General features: G+C 68.5%; 17 protein-coding genes. 2 read left to right on the top strand and 15 right to left on the bottom strand.

Annotation, left to right across the window (positions count from 1 at the left end):
* Nucleotides 1-84 precede the first annotated feature (84 nt).
* From QFZ52_RS04785 to QFZ52_RS04750, 8 genes are all read right to left on the bottom strand, one after another.
* Nucleotides 85-1,413, bottom strand: a complete 1,329-nt coding sequence (locus tag QFZ52_RS04785; protein WP_278268694.1) for an MFS transporter — start codon at nt 1,411-1,413, stop codon at nt 85-87.
* A 54-nt stretch (nt 1,414-1,467) separates the two neighbouring features.
* Entirely contained in the window at nt 1,468-2,328 is an 861-nt protein-coding gene (locus QFZ52_RS04780) for an SseB family protein (RefSeq protein WP_307496490.1), read from the bottom strand.
* Nucleotides 2,329-2,335: 7 nt separating this feature from the next.
* Nucleotides 2,336-3,082, bottom strand: coding sequence for a bifunctional 1-(5-phosphoribosyl)-5-((5-phosphoribosylamino)methylideneamino)imidazole-4-carboxamide isomerase/phosphoribosylanthranilate isomerase PriA (priA, locus tag QFZ52_RS04775; protein ID WP_307496488.1), 747 nt, complete (start codon nt 3,080-3,082; stop codon nt 2,336-2,338).
* Between the two features lie 27 nt (nt 3,083-3,109).
* Nucleotides 3,110-3,268, bottom strand: a complete 159-nt coding sequence (locus QFZ52_RS04770; RefSeq protein ID WP_278268691.1) for a hypothetical protein — start codon at nt 3,266-3,268, stop codon at nt 3,110-3,112.
* On the bottom strand, nt 3,268-4,062 hold the full coding sequence (hisH, locus tag QFZ52_RS04765) for an imidazole glycerol phosphate synthase subunit HisH (RefSeq protein ID WP_373425624.1): 795 nt from the start codon (nt 4,060-4,062) through the stop codon (nt 3,268-3,270). Before hisH ends, QFZ52_RS04770 begins: the two co-directional genes overlap by 1 nt.
* The gene (hisB, locus tag QFZ52_RS04760) at nt 4,059-4,673 is read right to left on the bottom strand and encodes an imidazoleglycerol-phosphate dehydratase HisB (protein WP_066215348.1); all 615 of its coding nucleotides are present in this window, start codon (nt 4,671-4,673) and stop codon (nt 4,059-4,061) included. Before hisB ends, hisH begins: the two co-directional genes overlap by 4 nt.
* 135 nt (nt 4,674-4,808) lie before the next feature.
* Entirely contained in the window at nt 4,809-5,915 is a 1,107-nt protein-coding gene (locus QFZ52_RS04755) for a histidinol-phosphate transaminase (protein ID WP_307496487.1), read from the bottom strand.
* 139 nt (nt 5,916-6,054) lie between these two features.
* The gene (locus tag QFZ52_RS04750) at nt 6,055-6,405 is read right to left on the bottom strand and encodes a LysM peptidoglycan-binding domain-containing protein (protein ID WP_278268688.1); all 351 of its coding nucleotides are present in this window, start codon (nt 6,403-6,405) and stop codon (nt 6,055-6,057) included.
* Between the two features lie 334 nt (nt 6,406-6,739).
* Here QFZ52_RS04750 and lexA point away from each other — a divergent pair, with 334 nt between their 5' ends.
* Nucleotides 6,740-7,459, top strand: a complete 720-nt coding sequence (gene lexA / locus QFZ52_RS04745) for a transcriptional repressor LexA (protein ID WP_307496485.1) — start codon at nt 6,740-6,742, stop codon at nt 7,457-7,459.
* A 118-nt stretch (nt 7,460-7,577) separates the two neighbouring features.
* On the opposite strand, the gene QFZ52_RS04740 is transcribed toward lexA, so the two are convergent.
* Nucleotides 7,578-9,674: an ATP-dependent DNA helicase gene (locus QFZ52_RS04740; RefSeq protein WP_373425700.1), complete on the bottom strand. Its 2,097-nt coding sequence runs from the start codon at nt 9,672-9,674 to the stop codon at nt 7,578-7,580.
* Nucleotide 9,675: 1 nt separating this feature from the next.
* Nucleotides 9,676-11,241 carry a GTPase HflX gene (gene hflX, locus QFZ52_RS04735; RefSeq protein ID WP_307496483.1) on the bottom strand — a complete coding sequence of 522 codons (1,566 nt, stop codon included), beginning with the start codon at nt 11,239-11,241 and terminating at the stop codon, nt 9,676-9,678.
* A gap of 324 nt (nt 11,242-11,565) precedes the next feature.
* Between hflX and QFZ52_RS04730 the strand changes: the two genes are divergently transcribed.
* Nucleotides 11,566-12,177 carry a class I SAM-dependent methyltransferase gene (locus QFZ52_RS04730; RefSeq protein WP_307496482.1) on the top strand — a complete coding sequence of 204 codons (612 nt, stop codon included), beginning with the start codon at nt 11,566-11,568 and terminating at the stop codon, nt 12,175-12,177.
* Nucleotides 12,178-12,280: 103 nt separating this feature from the next.
* Here QFZ52_RS04730 and dapF read toward each other — a convergent pair whose 3' ends face one another.
* The 5 genes from dapF to recA all read right to left on the bottom strand — a co-directional run bounded on the left by dapF (nt 12,281) and on the right by recA (nt 17,867).
* Nucleotides 12,281-13,225, bottom strand: a complete 945-nt coding sequence (gene dapF, locus QFZ52_RS04725; RefSeq protein WP_307496481.1) for a diaminopimelate epimerase — start codon at nt 13,223-13,225, stop codon at nt 12,281-12,283.
* A gap of 23 nt (nt 13,226-13,248) precedes the next feature.
* Nucleotides 13,249-14,181 (bottom strand): tRNA (adenosine(37)-N6)-dimethylallyltransferase MiaA, encoded by a 933-nt coding sequence (gene miaA / locus QFZ52_RS04720; protein ID WP_307496480.1) that lies wholly within the window; start codon nt 14,179-14,181, stop codon nt 13,249-13,251.
* 88 nt (nt 14,182-14,269) lie between these two features.
* Entirely contained in the window at nt 14,270-15,844 is a 1,575-nt protein-coding gene (miaB, locus tag QFZ52_RS04715) for a tRNA (N6-isopentenyl adenosine(37)-C2)-methylthiotransferase MiaB (protein ID WP_307496479.1), read from the bottom strand.
* A gap of 63 nt (nt 15,845-15,907) precedes the next feature.
* The gene (locus QFZ52_RS04710) at nt 15,908-16,507 is read right to left on the bottom strand and encodes a regulatory protein RecX (RefSeq protein ID WP_307496478.1); all 600 of its coding nucleotides are present in this window, start codon (nt 16,505-16,507) and stop codon (nt 15,908-15,910) included.
* 307 nt (nt 16,508-16,814) lie between these two features.
* A complete protein-coding gene (recA, locus tag QFZ52_RS04705) occupies nt 16,815-17,867 on the bottom strand; it encodes a recombinase RecA (RefSeq protein WP_307496477.1) in 1,053 nt (350 codons plus the stop codon).
* Nucleotides 17,868-17,956 lie beyond the last annotated feature (89 nt).

The raw sequence follows: 17,956 nt of genomic DNA, 5'->3' as shown, positions 1-17,956 counted from the left end.
CGACGACGGCGGGGCGCCACCTGGAGAAGGTGGCGCCCCGCCGTCGTCGTGTCCGGGAGCGGTGAGGGACAGCGTGCCTCTCGTTCAGACCGAGGCGAGCCGTCGGCGGACGACGCGGGCCACCGTCGCCACGACGACGAGGAGCACGCCGGCCACGCCGATCGCCACGAATCCCGACCACGGTCCGATGCGGTCGATGAAGAGGCCCGTCATCGGCGAACCCAGGGCGGTCCCGGCGGTGAGGAACGAGCCGTACCAGCCCATGGCCTCGCCGCGCCGGTCTTCGTCCACCAGGTCGGCCACGTACTCCGAGGCGGAGGACAGCACGGGGGCGCAGAGCAGACCGGGCAGGTTGGAGAGCAGCGCCAGGGACCAGGTGTCCTGTGCGAAGCCCATCGGGATGGTCAGCACGGCCATCGCCAGGAGCAGCAGCATGGGCGAGACCTTGCGCTTCATGGCCCCGTAGAGGATTCCGCCCACCATCGAAGACGCGCACCAGAAGAAGAACACGATCCCCAGCTCGGCCTCGTTGCCGTGCTGACGCAGCAGGCCGACGATCGACACATCGGTGCCGCTGAGCACGAGCCCAGCCCCGGCAGCCGTCAGGAACACGGCCACGAGTGCGCCGCTGATCCAGGAGAACGACTTCACCAGCCGGCGCCGCGCGTTCTCGCGCTCCGCCACGGCCGGTCCCGGAGGACGGGTGGCGACCTCCAGCAGTTCGCCCGCCGCGCCCTGGGGGTTGCCGGCCGCGGTGTCGGCCACCGCATGCTCGGCCGCTTCGCACTCCGCGGCGCGCTGCTCCTGCTCCTCGTCCGCCGTCGCCACTCCCTCGCGACGGGTGGGCGGGTTCATCCAGACCAGGAACAGGCCGGCCAGAGCCGTCAGCCAGCCGACCAGGGTCAGACCCCAAACGGTCGACCAGGTGGTGGCCAGCACCGCGGCGGCGGCCGGGCCGATCATGAAGACGAGTTCCGTGGCGATCGAGTCGAGCGCATAGGCGGTGCGCATCCGCTCGCCGTGCACCAGGACGCCCAGCGACTGACGGATCACACTGAAGATCGGCAGACTGAAAGCCCCGCCCACCAGGGCGAGCGGGAGGATCCATTCGTAGGACACGTGCGGGATGACGGTCCAGATGACGGCTTCCGAGATGATCGACGGGATCAGGGCGACGCGGAGTCCCGCGACGTCCACCCGGCGGCCGCGCCACGGAGCGCCGACCGCGATGCCGATGGTGAACAGCGCCGCCGCGACCCCCGCCTCGGCGAAACCCTTCCCGAGGGTCAGCACGATGTGCAGGGTGAGCAGGATGCCCGACGCGGAGTGCGGAATCCTCGCGATCATCCCCACGAGCAGCAGCCAGCGGACCTCCCGTTCAGCCAGGAGCTCCTTGTAGCGTGCGAAGTTCACGTCTCTGTTCCTTTGCGCGAGTCGTGATCACCCCGCGCTTCCCGGCACGGAGGATCAGGCTTGATGGAGGGTGACTTTGACCTCGATCGAGTCAACACCCTCAGCAAGTGTTTCATTTCCCGCCCAGCTCTGCTGTAAAGCGGACACCACTGCACTGACCTGGGCCGATTCCAGTCCGGGCTTCAGCGCGAGGATCACGCACAGCTCCGGTCCGAGGCCGCCACCGGGAACCTCTTCCCCTCGCGCGTCACGGGCGGCGACGCCGGAGCCCCGGCGCACCTGGATGTCCCCGACCTCCGGGTGCCCCACGGCACTGGCGCGGAACGCCTCGGCGACATCAGGGTCCAGGTAGGACGGCATCCACGGCTTCTGCTGAGCCAGCGCCCACAGCGGGGCCCGGCGCACCACGAAGGTGAAATCGCTGCCGGGATCGAGCACGAGCAGCTGCGCCTTCTCCGAGACCGCCGACAGCGCCGCGCGGGCGGCGTAGGCGGCCACGGGACGGGCCTCGGGGTGCCAGGCCTCGAGCGCACGCGCCGAGCTGAAGACGGGCATGGCGATCCGGCCGTCCGGGGCCTGCATGGTGACCATGGCCATGTCGGCCTGCTTGTCGGCGTGCAGGCCGTCGTGCCCTTCGCCTTCCTCGGCCAGCTGAGCCACGATCGGGATGAACACCCGGGAGGTCGCCAAGGCGTCGAGGACGCCGTCCTCTCCCCCGGTGCCGGTGCGCAGGGCGTTCAGCGCCGCCGTCAGACCGGGGTTCGCCTCGCCGTCGTCGTTCTCGAAGTTGTGGATGTGGGAGTCCTCACCGGCCAGCGAGCGGCCGGCCCAGGGGCGCCCCGCGGAGTCGGTCGGGCCGCCCGCCCCGGCGAGAGCCGCGGCGATGTGCCCGGGAAGTTCGCGACGTTCCGTCATGCCGGCCTCAGCGGCGTCCGGCGACGTCGAGGGCTTCGGGCAGCGTGAAGGCGCCGGAGTACAGTGCCTTGCCGATGATCGCGCCTTCGACGCCGAGCGGGACCAGCGCACGGAGCGCCTCCAGATCGGCGAGGCTCGAAATGCCGCCCGAGGCGACGACCGGCTTCCCGGTCTTCTCCACCATCTGACGCAGAAGCTCGACGTTGGGGCCCTGGAGCGTGCCGTCCTTCGTCACATCCGTGACGACGTACCGTGCGCAGCCGGCGTCCTCCAGGCGGGCGAGCACCTCCCAGAGGTCGCCGCCCTCCTTGGTCCAGCCGCGGCCGGCGAGCGTGGTGCCGCGGACATCCAGCCCGACGGCGATCCGGTCACCGAACCGCTCGATCGCGCGGGCGGTCCATTCGGGATTCTCCAGCGCGGCGGTCCCGAGGTTCACGCGGGCCACGCCGAGGTCGACCAGGGCGCGTTCCAGGCTGGCGTCGTCCCGCAGACCACCGGACAGTTCGACCTTCAGATCGAGCGACGTCACCACTTCACGGAGGATCTCCGCGTTGTCGCCGCGGTCGAAGGCGGCGTCCAGGTCCACCAGATGCACCCATTCGGCGCCGTTCTGCTGCCAGTTGAGCGCGGCCTCCAGCGGCGTGCCGTAGCTGGTCTCGCTGCCGGCCTCGCCCTGGACGAGCCGCACGGCCTGGCCGTTGACGACGTCGACGGCGGGCAGCAGCTCAAGGACGGGAAGCTGGGTCTGGGTCATGATCCCTCCGGGCGGCGCGCGGGGCGCCTATTTCGAGTCAAGGGTGAACAGGTAAGCGGCGACCAAGGCCATGGCGGCCAGGACGAAGAACGCGATGCTGAGCCAGCGGGGCTTCTTCTGCTGGATGAAGGAGATCCCCCCACCGATCAGCAGGCCGCCGAGGCCCATGAGCAGAATGGACCACATCAGGAATCCGCACCCGCTTCCGGGGTCGCTGCGGGCTCCGTGGAGGATGCGGCACGGCCCTTGCGGAGGGAACCGACCCAGTTGCAGAGCAGCCGCGCCCCGGCCTCCCCGGACTTCTCCGGGTGGAACTGGGTGGCGCTCAGCGGACCGTTCTCCACCGCGGCGACGAACGGGGCGCCGTGCTCGGACCAGGTGACCTTCGGCGGAGCCATGTGCGGTTGCGTGACGTCGAAGTCCCAGGTCTGCACGCCATAGGAGTGCACGAAGTAGAACCGTTCGTCCTCCACGCCCTCGAACAGGAGGCTTCCCTCAGGGGCTTTGACGGTGTTCCAGCCCATGTGCGGCACCACAGAGGCCGGCAGCAGTTCCACCGTGCCGGGCCATTCGCCCATGCCCTCGGCTTCCACACCGTGCTCGACGCCCTTTTCGAAAAGCACCTGGAGACCGACGCAGATGGCCAGCACCGGACGTCCACCGGCCACGCGACGGCCGATCAGACGGATCGCGTCGACGTCCTTGAGTTCCTTCATGACGGTCGCGAAGGCGCCGACGCCGGGGACGACCAGGCCGTCCGCATTGAGGACGTCCTCGGGCCGGGCGCTCAATGTCACCTGGGCGCCTGCCGCCTCGAGGGCGCGCACGGCGGACCGCACATTGCCGGAACCGTAGTCCAGCACGGTGACGGTCGGTTTGCCCTCCGGGCTCTCCGGCTTACGGCCGGTGTGGGCGTCGCGGACCGCGCCGTCCTCCAGGGACTGCGCGGGGCCCGCCGTCGTGTTCTCCTGCTCGCTCACAGTGCTCCCTTGGTGGACGGGATGCCCTCGACGCGGGGATCGGGTTCGATCGCCGCGCGCAGGGCACGGGCGAAGGCCTTGAACTGAGCCTCGACGATGTGGTGCGGATCGCGGCCGCGCAGCACATCCATGTGGAGGCAGATCCCGGCGTGCAGGGTGATGGCCTCGAAGACGTGGCGCGTCAGCGAGCCGGTGAAGTGCCCTCCGATCAGGTGGTACTCCTGGCCGGCCGGCTCACCTTCGTGGACCAGGTACGGACGCCCGGAGACGTCGACGACGGCCCGCGCGAGCGCTTCATCGAGCGGCACCGTGGCGTCGCCGAAGCGGCGGATGCCGGCCTTGTCGCCGAGCGCCTTCTTGAGCACCTCGCCGAACGTGATGGCCACGTCCTCCACGGTGTGGTGCGCGTCGATGTGGGTGTCACCGGTGGCCCGGACCGTCAGGTCGATCAGGGAGTGCTTGCAGAGCGCATTGAGCATGTGGTCGTAGAACGGCACCGTGGTGCTGATCTCGGCGACACCGGTGCCGTCCAGATCGATGCTGACGAATACGCTCGACTCGCTCGTGCTGCGTTCCATGCTGGCGGTGCGGGGCGTGCTCGCTGCGCTCATGCGGGAGACTCCTTCTGATGACGTGCTGTGTGGATGTCGATGGTCTCCGGCCGTTCCGGACCCCGCGAGGGTCCAGCGGTCCGGAAGGGCGGCGGCCCGGCCCTCAAGCGAATCGCCCTTCGGGCGGGATGCCGTTCAGGCGGAATGCCCGAGCAGCTCCCGGAGCCGGTTGAGGAACGCCGTGGTCTCCGGCTCCGTGCCGGCGGTGACCCGGAGATGCCCCGGGATCCCGACGTCGCGGATCAGGACTCCGGCGTCCAGAAGACCCTGCCAGATGGCTGCAGGGTCCTCCATGCCGCCGAAGAAGACGTAGTTCGAGTCCGAGGACGCGGGCTTCAGCCCCATTTCGCGGAGCTCCGCCACGATGCGGTCCCGCTGGACCTTGATGTCCTCCACGTCCGCCATAAGCAGTTCCCGGTGAGACAGTGCGGCCAGGGCGGTGGCCTGGGTGATCGCCGAGAGGTGGTACGGGAGACGGACCAGGCGGAGGGCATCGGTGATCTCCGGGGCGGCGGCCAGATAGCCCAGGCGGGCGCCCGCGAGGGCGAACGCCTTGCTCATCGTGCGGCTGACGATCAGACGCTCCCGGCCGGGCAGCAGTGTGAGGGCGCTCGGAGTGCCTTCATGCGCGAACTCGTGGTACGCCTCGTCGACGATCACGATGGTCCGGCTGGCCTCGCCCGCCTCGTACACGGCTTCGACCACGTCGAGGCCGAGCTTGGTCCCGGTGGGGTTGTTCGGAGAGCAGAGGAACACGACACTCGGTCCGAGCTCGCGCACCTGCCGGGCGGCGGACTCGGCGGAGAGTTCGAAGTCGGCGTCGCGGACGCCCTTCACATATTCGGTGTCCGTGCCGCTGGCCAGCAGGGGGTACATGGAGTACGTCGGGGGGAAGCCCAGCGCGGTGCGGCCCGGGCCGCCGAAGGCCTGGAGGATCTGCTGCAGCACTTCATTGGACCCGTTGGCGGCCCAGATGTTCTCGGCGGTGAGGCCGTGGCCCAGGTAGTCGGCCAGCGCGGTGCGAAGTTCAGTGAATTCCCGGTCCGGGTACCGGTTGAGGGTCGTGGCGGCGTGGGTCACGGCTTCCGTGATGGCCTGGACGACAGGAGCGGGAACGCCATGAGTGTTCTCATTGACGTTCAGAAGCACGGGGACGTCGATCTGGGGGGCACCGTAGGGGCTGATCCCCCGGAGATTGTCTCGCAGGGGAAGCTTCGCCAAGCGCTGCATTTGTTCGCTCACCCGTACAGTCTAGTTTGCCCGGCTCCTCCGCCTTGAATTGTTGCCCCCTGGGCCGGCCCGTGAACCGAAAGGGACGCGCAGGCCGCTGACAGGCGGATCGGCCGGCGGGTTCAGAGCGGCAGGATCAGCGCTGCTTGAATCAACGCTGCGCAGGAACGAAGAGGTCCTGGCCCGCAACGATCTCCGAAGCCTTCAGATCGTTCAGGCGAGCGATCTCACCGACGACCTCACGGGTGTCCCGGCCCGGAGCGACCCGCTGAGCGATGGCCCAGACCGTGTCTCCGGGCTGGACGACCACGGTCTGGGACGAGCCCACCGAGTGCGTGTCGCTCGCGATGGCCGGCGTGAGCAGCATGCCCAGCGCGACGGTGATGATCGCGGCGAGCAGGAGCGCGGCCGGCAGGCCGAAGAAGACGAACCGCCCGCGGCGGGTCAACCGCATCCGCGGAGCAGTCTGCGTTCCGGTGATCGCAACAGCCTGTGCTGACATTTCGTTTCCTCGCTTCCATCACGCCGCTTGGCATCTACGTTCGATGGCAATACGCCGTACATCCAGCCCGGTTCGAACATGTATTCGAACCTTGTTACTACTATTTTTAGGACATACCTACGAACACTGTCAAGACTCGCTAGAACAAATGTTTGATTCGGGCATCCTCCTGGCCTAGCGTTGGACGCAGGAAGAGTTCCTTCGGTGAACAGCACACCAGGGGGCACTGACAAAAATTTCGAGCCGCCCGGACCAGGGGCAGGCGAGAGCGACCGGCAGGACCCGGCCTCCCCGGAGGGCGGGAAGGCCCCACACGAGATCCAGGGAGTGACAGATGGCCAGGAGTTCATCGAACGAAGCCGGCCCCAGCAGGGCGCCGGCCAACCGTGGCCTCACTCCCCGTCAGAAGAAGATCCTGGAGACCATCCAACGCTCGGTCGAGGCCAAGGGGTACCCGCCGTCGATGCGGGAGATCGGAGACACGGTGGGGCTCGCGAGCCTCTCCAGCGTCACGCACCAGCTGAGCCAGCTGGAGCGGCTCGGTTACATCCGCCGCGACCCGAAGCGCCCCCGCGCCATGGAGATCCTCATTCCGCTGACGCTGGACTCCCGGGAGGCTCCCCGCGTGGCGTCGCTGCCCGAGCCCCGGTCGATCGTGGCGGAGCTCAGCACGTCCTCGGACGCGGCCATGGTCCCCCTGGTCGGGCGTATCGCGGCCGGTGGCCCGATCCTGGCTGACCAGCAAGTGGAGGACGTCATGCCGCTCCCCCGCCAGCTCGTGGGCCATGGCGAACTCTTCATGCTCCAGGTGGCGGGTGACTCCATGATCGACGCGGCCATCTGCGACGGCGACTGGGTGGTGGTCAGGCGCCAGAACAACGCCGAGAACGGGGACATCGTCGCCGCCCTCCTCGACGATGAGGCGACCGTGAAGACCTTCCGGCAGCGTGACGGCCACACGTGGCTGCTCCCCCAGAACACGCGCTACGAGCCGATTCTCGGCGACCATGCCACCGTCATGGGCAAGGTGGTCTCGGTGCTGCGGTCCCTCTGAGGAAAGCGGCCTCGTCCCCTACGGAACACGTGCCGGAAGGCGAACAGCAGACGGCGAGGGCCTGAGCGGAAATCCGCTCAGGCCCTCGCCGTTTCTGTCGTGGTGGTCACCGCCCGGCTCAGCTCTTCGCCGCAGCGGGCTCCTCATGTCCCGACAGCCGTTGGAGCGCCGAGAGCACCACCTGACGGTCGGTGGTCGGCCAGAACGGCGGCAACGTGGACCGGATGAATCCGCCATAGCGTTCCGTGGCGAGCCGGGAATCCAGCACGGCGACGACGCCCTTGTCGCCCGTGGACCGGATGAGGCGGCCCGCGCCCTGGGCCATCTTGATCGCGGCGCTGCTGGCCGAGATCGCCATGAACCCATTGCCGCCATTCTGGGCGACGGCGCGGGACCGTGCGGTGTTGAGCGGGTCGTCCGGCCGCGGGAACGGGATCCGGTCCATGATGACCAGCCGGCAGGAGTCGCCCGGCACGTCCACGCCCTGCCACAGGGTGAGCGTGCCGAAGAGACACGTGTCCCGGTCGTCGGAGAATTCCTGGATGAGGGAACTCATCGTCGCCTCCCCCTGGCACAGGATCGGGACGTCGACCCGTTCGCGGACGTAGTCCGCCGCCTCCTCCGCAGCCCTCCGTGAGGAGAACAGGCCCAGGGCCCCACCGCCCGAGGCCTTGATGAGGTCCACCACCTCGTCCAGCGCCTCCGGCGAGATGCCGCGGCCCGGTTTGGGCAGATGGCGTGCGACATACAGCATGCCCTGACGCGGGTAGTCGAACGGGGAGCCGACGTCGACGCCCACCCAGTCGGGGGCGCCCGGCCCCTGCAGACCCACATCGCCGGCGGCCTGCTCAAAGGCGGCGCCGATGGCGAGGGTCGCCGAGGTGAGGATCGCGGTGTGGCCGTCGAACAGTCCGTCGCGGAGCTTCATGGCCACGCTGAGAGGCGCCACGGTCACGGTGGCGGGGGCGTCGTCGTCGGCGGGGCGATAGCCGGTGCCTGGCTCGAAGGTGCCGCTGCGGGTCACCCAGACGACCTCTTTCCGCTCAGCCGCCACGAGGAGACGTTCGCTGACTTCCAGGAGCTGCGTGAGGCGCGAGCGAGCAGCCTGCAAGGCGCCGTCCGCCGGCTGCCCCTGCTCGGGCTTCGAGTCGGACAGCGCCGCACGGCAGGCCTCACGCACGGCGTCGATGGCCCGGCCGAGCGGCTCCTCGGGGCCGCGTGGCAGAAGGCCGGTGGACAGCAGACCCAGTTCGGCTTCCAGAGCGCCGGCCGCCGCGTCGAGCGCTTCGACCTTGATGTGGGCATGACGGCGGGCGGCCCGTGCCGCGGCGGTCACCATCGCCTCGGACAGCTGACCGGTGACGGCACTGGTGACCCGGTCCTGCAATTCATGGGCCTCGTCCACGACCACGACGTCGTATTCGGGCAGCACGGCGACGCCTTCAAAAGCGTTGATGGCGAGCATGGCGTGGTTCGTGACGATGACGTCCGACTCGGCGGCGGTGGCCCGGGCCCGCTCACTGAAACACTCTTCGGACATCGGGCACTTCGCGGGGCCGAGGCATTCCAGCGCCGTGACGGACACCTGTCGCCACGCCCGTTCGGAGACACCCGGGGTCAGGTCGTCCCGGTCACCGGTGTCGGTCTCCTGTGCCCACTCGCGCAGCCGTAGGATCTCGCGGCCGAGCTGGGTGCCCGGCCCGTTGCCGAGGCTCGGGCCGTTGTTCGAACTGAACAGCGCGCCGTCCGCCCCCATGCCGAAGAGCTGATCGTCCGACGCGTCCTCCTCGGGGAAGCCGCCGCCCACCTTGTGCAGGCACAGATAGTTCGAACGGCCCTTCACGAGCGCGGTCTTCACCGGACGCGGGAGCTCAGGCGTGACGGTCTCGAGCAGCCGGGGCAGATCCCGGCCCATGATCTGAGCCTGCAGCGCGAGCGTCGCCGTCGAGATCACGGCACGGTGCCCGTTGCGCACGGCATCATCGATCACGGGCACGAGGTACCCGAGCGACTTACCGGTGCCGGTGCCCGCCTGGACGAGCAGATGGCGCTGCTCCTCCAGGGAGGCGGCGACCTGCCGGACCATCTCGTGCTGGCCGGGACGGTTCTGGCCTCCAAGGCTGCCGACGGCGGTGTCCAGGAGGGACAGCGCCCGCCGGATGGCGGGGCTGTCCCCCCTGGTCTCCTCCTCCGGCTCCTGCGGGGCCGCGGGCATCTCACTCATGGATGGCGAATTGCTCCAGTTCCGCGGCCAGGGACTCACGGACCACCACGGTGACGCGGGTGCCCTCCCCGGTGTGTTCGAGGCTGAGGATCTCGGATTCACCCTCGTGCAGCTTGTTCAGCAGATCTCCGCGCTGATACGGCACGAGCAGTTCCATCCGCACATCGGGTCGCGGGATGGAACGGCTGATCTCCGCCAGCAGTTCCGGAATGCCGGCGCCGGTACGGGCCGACACCTCCAGGCAGCGAGGCTCCCGCTGCTTCAGGCGCTCCACCACGAACGGATCCGCGGCGTCCACCTTGTTCAGCACGATGATCTCGGGGACCTTGCGCGCATCAACTTCGGTGAACACCTGCCGGACCGCCGCGATCTGGCCCTCAGGATCCGGGTGCGAGGCGTCCACCACGTGCAGGATGAGGTCCGAATCGGCCACTTCCTCCAGCGTGGAGCGGAACGCCTCCACGAGCTGCGTCGGCAGGGACCGCACGAACCCGACCGTGTCGGCCAGCGTGTAGGTGATCCCGTCCGGCGTCTGCGCTCTGCGCACCGTGGGGTCCAGGGTGGCGAACAGCGCGTTCTCCACCAGGACTCCGGCGTCGGTGAGACGGTTCAGCAGCGAGGACTTGCCGGCGTTGGTGTAGCCGGCGATCGCCACCGAAGGGACCTCGTGGCGCTTGCGGTTGGCACGCTTGGCCTCACGGGCGGGCTTCATGCCGTCGATCTCACGACGGAGCTTCGCCATGCGAGTGCGGATCTTCCGGCGGTCCAATTCGATCTTCGTCTCACCGGGACCACGGGATCCCATGCCGGCGCCGGCGCTGCCCACCTGGCCACCGGCCTGACGGGACATGGATTCACCCCAGCCACGCAGACGCGGCAGCAGGTACTCCAGCTGTGCCAGTTCGACCTGCGCCTTGCCCTCCCGGCTCTTCGCGTGCTGCGCGAAGATGTCCAGGATGAGGCCGGTGCGGTCGATGACCTTCACCTTGACGATGTCCTCCAGGGACCGCCTCTGCGAAGGCGCCAGCTCGGAGTCGACCACCACGGTGTCGGCGCCGGTGGCCATGACGATGTCACGGAGCTCCAGCGCCTTGCCGGAGCCGAGGAACGTCCCGGGGTCCGGCTTGAGGCGCTTCTGGACCAGACCGTCCAGCACCTCGGAACCGGCGGTCTCGGCCAGCGCGGCGAGCTCCCGCAGGGAGTTCTCCGCATCGGCGAGTGTGCCTTCGGTCCACAGCCCGGCCAGGACCACGCGCTCCAGGCGGAGCTGCCGGTACTCGACCTCGGTGACGTCCTCGAGTTCGGTGGACAGACCGGCCACACGGCGCCGGGCGTGCCTTTCGGCGAGGTCCTCCTGCAAGCCGTCGAATTCACTGTGTTCCCGGTCCAGCGTGGACAGGGCCTGGGCTTTGGAGCCCAGCACGGTACCGCGGGGGGTGCCGGAGCCGGCCCCCGCTTCCGGTTCCACCGCGTCGGAATCGGTGGCGAGGATGCGGTCGATGACGGCCTGCATCTCCTCCGGGCTCAGTTCAGAACCAGAATGAGTCTGTTCAGTCATGGTCTCCCTCAAAGCGTTGAGTCCCATGCTAGCCGGAGGCTCCGACAACACGGGCAAGTGGTGAAAGGAGGTGCGGAAAGGAAAAACACGTCTTCCGGGATCTCGAATGATCAGTCTGGAAGGAATTCCTGTACTACCGCACCGCTGGGGTCAGGGTTACGGGGTCGACCGGTGCCACGCGTTGGCAGGCTTCACCCGGGATCAGCATGAACAGCGGATCGATCAGGGAAGCGGCGCGCGGGTCCGGGACTCATTACAGGAAAGACAGCATTGCACCATTCTACCAGCTCCCGCGCCTGCCCACGGCCCACTAAGGTTGCACGCATGGAGTCCGCACACTACTTCAGCAGCGAGCCCGCAGGCGAGTTCATCCGCAAGCCGCTCAGCGTCGTTCTGGACGGCCGGGAACGTTCCCTGCACACCTCCACGGGCATCTTCAGCCCCGACGCCATCGACAAGGGCACCAGGATCCTCCTGGACGAAGTGCCCGAACCGGCTCCGGAAGGCTCGTTCCTCGACATCGGCTGCGGCTGGGGACCCATCGCCCTGACCTTGGCGCTCAAGTCCCCGGACGCGCACGTCACCGCCGTGGACGTCAACCAGCGCTGCATCGCGCTGACCACGGAGAATGCGGCCACGCTGGGGCTGGACAACCTGAGCGCCTCGCTCCCCCAGGACGTCGACCCGGACCTCGGTTTCGACCTCATCTGGTCCAACCCGCCCATCCGGATCGGCAAGGCGGAACTCCACGACCTGCTGCAGTTGTGGCTTCCCCGGCTCAACCCGGGCGGCGAGGCCTTCCTGGTGGTCCAGAAGAACCTCGGCTCAGACTCCCTGCAGAAATGGCTCGCGGAGACCCTGCCCACCGGGTTCGCTGTCTCACGGTTCTCGACCGCGAAGTCGTTCCGCGTCCTGCGGGTCGTCCGCGAAAGCTGACGCTCTTCACCCCGGCCATGTTCCTTGAGCACGACGACGCCGGGGCCGCCCGCCGTCGTCGACGTACGGTGTGCATATCCTCCGCTCAGCCGCGGCGGGGTTCTCAGGCCAGGCGGCCGCGTGCCACGATCGTCGCAGGACCACTGAGGACCACGTGCTCCCCATCGGCAGCGGCCGGCAGGAACTCGACGCCGACCACACCACCGGGGACCTGAATATCCCAGCGCGACGGTGCGCCGGCACCGGCCCAGTACCGGATCGCCGCGGCGGCCGCACACGCGCCGGTGCCGCACGACTGGGTCTCCCCGACGCCGCGCTCGTGCACCCGCATGGTGACATGGCCTTTGCCGTCCTGCACGAGCGGCTCCGCGGGCACCACGAACTCGACATTCGTGCCGTTCGGCGGGGTCGGGTGCACCGCGGGGATCTCGGTGAGCGGAAGCGCGGCGAGCTCATCCAGCCCGGCAAGTGCCAGGACGGTGTGGGGATTGCCCATCGTGATCGACAGTGCCGGGCGTTCGCCGTCCAGACCGCGCGCGGTGACGAGAGAATCAACGGCGCGCTCGGCGGCCTCCTCCGGGTGGATGAAGGCCCACGGCCCCATGTCCACCGCGTAGCCCTCCGGCACCAGCGTGACGACCTTGACGCCGGCCCGCGTGCCGATCTTGAGGAGGGAGTTGTCATCGAGACGGGCGAGCCCGGAGTCGAGCAAGAAGTGCACGAAGGCTCGGACGCCGTTGCCGCACATCTCGGCGATGGAGCCGTCGTTGTTGCGGTAGTCCATGAACCACTCGGCGTCCGGCTCGGAGGCGAGCAGCTCCTGACCCTCGGGCAGAAGGCGGGAGGGGATGGCGCGGATGAGTCCGTCACCGCCGATGCCCTGGTGCCGGTCGCACAGCACGGCCACCTGCTCCGCCGTGAGAGGACGCAGGCCGTCAGGGTCCGCGATCAGCACGAAGTCATTGCCCGTGCCGTGGCCCTTGGCGAACTCCAGGCCGCTCAGCCCGGCGAGGACGACGGCGGCGGGAGCGGAAAGCGTCTCAGTCATGTTTCCAGCGTACAGATGTTCATCTAAGCGACCGAACCCGGGAACTCCTCCTCCACCCGGCGCAGGGCCTGGTCCACGAGGTCCGGCGCGGTCCAGTCCAGCCAGTGGATCCGGGGATCCGCCCGGAACCAGGTGAGCTGCCGGCGCGCGAACTTCCGCGTCGCCACGATCGTGTCCTCGACGGCTTCCGCCACGGTGAGGTCGCCGTCCTGGGCCGCCAGGAACTGCGCGTACCCGATCGCCCGGCCGGCCGTCTTCCCCTGCCGCAGTCCGCGGGCGTCCAGGGCGCGGACCTCGTCCTCCAGCCCTTGCTCCACCATGCGATGGACCCGGAGAGCGAGGCGCTCTTTGAGGACCTCGCGGTCGGCTTCGAGGCCGAGCTGCAGCGTCGGCTGGACGTACTGCCGCGTCGGCATGAAGGAACTGAACGGCCGACCCGTGAGCTGGTGCACCTCGAGGGCGCGGATGACCCGTCGTTCATCCTGAAGGCGCTCCGCGCTGACGGGGTCGACGGCCCGGAGACGCTCACGGAGGGGTGCCAGGCCGCGGGCCGCCGCTTCGGCCTCCAGCATGGCGCGCAGTTCAGGATCGGTGCCGGGGAACTCCAGGACGTCGAGAGCCGCTCGGACGTACAGCCCGGAGCCTCCGACCAGGATGGGCACCGCTCCCCTGCTCCGGATGTCGTCGATCAGCGCCCGTGCCTGGGCCTGGAAGTCGCTGACACTGGCTTCCTCGACCACGTCCAGGATGTCCAGGAGGTGGTGGGGCACCCCTGCACGTTCCGCGACACTGAGTTTCGCCGTCCCGATGTCCATGCCCCGGTAGAACTGCATGGCGTCCGCGTTGATGATCTCCCCGCCCAGCCGCTCGGCGAGACGCAGCCCCAGCTCGGACTTCCCCGTGCCGGTGGCCCCGACGACGGCGAGCAGCGGCAAGGGACGGCCAGCCGCCGTCACGCTGCGGGCTTCCAGCCCGGGGACCCGTGCATCGTCCGCCTCGCCGAAGCGCCGCGCACCCCGGAGAGCACCGACGGGATCCCTGCCCTCATCGGACAGGGGTGGGCAGCTTCGGCATGCCGAGAAGCACGCCCTTGCCCGGCACCGTGCCGGCGGTCCCCGCGGACGGGACGCCACAGGAATCTGCCTGGGCGCGATCCCACGCGTCGCCGGAACGGGAGCGCCGCAGCCGGTACTCGGAGGCGTCCCGGGGGTCGGCGATGAGATGGAACGGGGCGGCCTCGGTGATGGTCACGGTGACGAGGTCGCCGGGCCGGGGCATCTCGGCACCTTCAGGGACGCTGAAGTGAACGAGTCGCTGATCCTTGGCACGTCCACTGAGGCGGTGCGTCTGGTCCGACTTCCGGCCGCTCTGAGCCGCGACGAGGACCTCCACTTCGCGTCCCACCTGCTTCGCGTTCTCCTCGGCGGCGATCCGGTCCTGCAGAGCGGTCAGCCGCTCGTACCGCTCCTGGACCAAGGCCTTGGGGAGCTGGTCTTCGAGTTCCGCGGCGGGCGTGCCGGGACGCTTGGAGTACTGGAAGGTGAAGGCGGTGGCGAAGCGGGACTTCTCCACGACGTCGAGGGTGGCCTGGAAGTCCTCCTCCGTCTCGCCGGGGAAGCCCACGATGATGTCGGTGGAGATGGCCGCGGCCGGGATCTGTTCCCGCACCTTGTCGAGGATGCCGAGGAAGCGAGTGGAACGGTACGAACGGCGCATGTCCTTGAGGATCTTGTCCGAACCGGACTGCAGCGGCATGTGCAATTGAGGCATCACGTTGGGGGTCTCGGCCATCGCGGCGATGACGTCATCCGTGAACGCTGCAGGATGCGGGCTCGTAAACCGGACGCGTTCGAGTCCTTCGATGTCGCCGCAGGCCCGCAGGAGCTTGCTGAAGGCCTGCCGGTCGCCGAATTCGACCCCGTAGGAGTTCACGTTCTGGCCGAGCAAGGTCACTTCGATGGCGCCGTCGTCCACGAGGGCCTGGATCTCCGCGAGGATCTCCCCCGGCCGGCGATCCCGCTCCTTGCCGCGGAGCGAAGGCACGATGCAGAAGGTGCAGGTGTTGTTGCAGCCGACGCTGATGGACACCCAGCCCGAGTAGACCGAGTCCCTCTTGGTCGGCAGCGTGGACGGGAAGACCTCCAGGGACTCCAGGATCTCCAGCTCGGCCTTGGCGTTGTGCCGCGCGCGTTCGAGCAAGGCCGGAAGAGCGCCCACATTGTGGGTGCCGAACACGGCGTCCACCCAGGGGGCCTTCTGAAGGATCGTCTCGCGGTCCTTCTGAGCCAGGCAGCCCCCGACGGCGATCTGCATCCCCGGGTTCTTCTCCTTGACGGGACGCAACTGGCCCAGGTGACCGTACAGCTTGTTGTCGGCGTTCTCGCGGACGGCACAGGTGTTGAAGACGATGACGTCGGCCAGCTCGTCGGTGGCGGGCACCAGCCCCGCGTCTTCCAGCAGTCCCGACATGCGCTCCGAGTCGTGGACGTTCATCTGGCAGCCGAACGTCCGGACCTGATAGGTCCGCGGGGCTGAGTTCTCCGGCGCGTCAAGTCCGACGGCGGCAGGAACGGAGGCCGGAGTGCCGGCGGACGTCGAAGAAGGAATGCTCACACTCACCTTTCAAGGGTACCGGGACTGGAGCGAGCACCTCCTCACGAGCTCCCGCTCAGGGGCCGGAGCTCACTCCCAGGAGTCGTCCTCGCGGTTCAGCTCCTCCGCGACGATGCCGAAGGCCACGCCCGGTGAGTGCCCCTTGCGCACCAGCATGGCCACGAGGCGGCGGGTGTGTTTGTCCTTCTCCTTGCGGTCCAGCGACGCCCGGTCCACGCGCGCCAGCTTCTTGGCCACCAGGTAGCGGGCCGATTCGCGCTCGTCGGCGGCGCTGAGCTGCTCCAGGGCAACCTCGATGAGAGCGTCCGCCACGCCCTTCTCGCGGAGTTCGCGTCGCAGAGTGGACGAACCGAGGTGCCGGTGCTCAGCCCGGCTGCGGACCCAGAGCTCGGCGAACTCGGCGTCGTTGATGAGGCGGAGTTCTTCGAATCGGTCCAGCACCGCCCGTGCGGCCGCTTCGGGGACCTCGCGGTCCTTCAACTTGGTGGCGAGCTGGTGACGGGTCCGCGGTCCGGCGCTCAACTGCCGCAGGACGATGGCGCGAGCCACGGACTCCGGGTCGGCCTCGCGATCCAGTTCGGGTTCCGACGGAACGGCGCCCGCGGACTCGGACCGCTTGCGCCTCCGTACAGGGGCGGCCTCGGAGCCGCCTTCCGGATCACGCTCCACGCCCCGATCCACCCCGGTTTCCGGAGCTCGGTCCAGACCAGCCTCCGGCGACTCATGCAGGCCGGAATCGGGCACACCCCGACGCCCCCTCCTGCCGGCCCGGCCCGTGACCGCAGATCCCCCGCGGTTCGCACGGACTCCGGACGCCTCTCGGCCTTCCGGCTTCTCCTCGCTCCACGGCAGCTCCTTGGGCGGGCCGGTGGGCTTGGACAGGGCCGAAGCGGGCTGGAGCCCCGGCACGGACGTGCCAGGGCTCCAGGGTTCAGCGCTCGTGTTGTCGGTAGAGGGCTGCTCAGAACGCGTCAACTCAGTACCCGTCGACGGCCTTCAGCTTCGGGTTCTCTTCCTCAACCTGAGCGACCTGGCCCACGCCGAGCTTCTCCTTGATGAGACGCTCGAGCTCGTCGGCGAGATCCGGATTGTCCCGGAGGAACCGGCGGGAGTTCTCCATGCCCTGGCCGAGCTGGTCACCGTCATAGGTGTACCAGGAGCCGGACTTCTTGATGATGCCGTGCTCCACACCCATGTCGATGATGCCGCCCTCACGGGAGATGCCCTGACCGTAGATGATGTCGAACTCGGCGGTCTTGAAGGGCGGAGCCATCTTGTTCTTGACGATCTTGACCTTCGTCCGGTTGCCCACCGAGTCCGCGCCCTCCTTGAGGGTCTGGATACGGCGCACGTCCATACGCACCGACGCGTAGAACTTCAGAGCCTTACCACCGGTGGTCGTCTCCGGAGAGCCGAAGAAGACACCGATCTTCTCACGCAGCTGGTTGATGAAGATGGCGGTGGTCTTGGTCTGGTTCAGCCGACCGGTGATCTTACGGAGTGCCTGGCTCATCAGACGGGCCTGCAGACCCACGTGGCTGTCACCCATCTCGCCTTCGATTTCCGCGCGCGGCACGAGGGCTGCCACGGAGTCGATGACGATGATGTCCAGAGCGCCGGAGGAGACCAGCATGTCCATGATCTCCAGGGCCTGCTCACCGGTGTCCGGCTGGGAGACCAGCAGGGCATCCGTGTCCACGCCCAGCTTGGCCGCGTACTCCGGGTCCAGAGCGTGCTCGGCGTCGATGAAGGCAGCGAGTCCGCCATTGCGCTGAGCGTTGGCGACAGCATGCAGAGCGACCGTGGTCTTACCGGAGGATTCCGGACCATAGATCTCCACCACACGCCCGCGCGGCAGGCCGCCGATGCCGAGGGCCACATCCATCGCGATGGAACCCGTGGGGATCACCTCGATGGGCGCACGGGTGTCATCCCCGAGCCGCATGATGGATCCCTTGCCGAATTGCTTGTCGATCTGGGCCAGTGCCGCTTCAAGAGCTTTGGCGCGGTCCGGTGTTGCTGCCGCCATGACGTACCCCTACCCCTAGGTTGTTTCGCGGACCCGTGCGGCCCGGCGAAGATGATGACGCGAATCGTCGGTTCCCGGGTGGGAACCTT

The organism is Arthrobacter woluwensis (assembly GCF_030816155.1).
Classification (GTDB): Bacteria; Actinomycetota; Actinomycetes; order Actinomycetales; family Micrococcaceae; genus Arthrobacter_E; species Arthrobacter_E woluwensis_A.
This window is presented reverse-complemented; position numbering and strand designations above follow the sequence as displayed.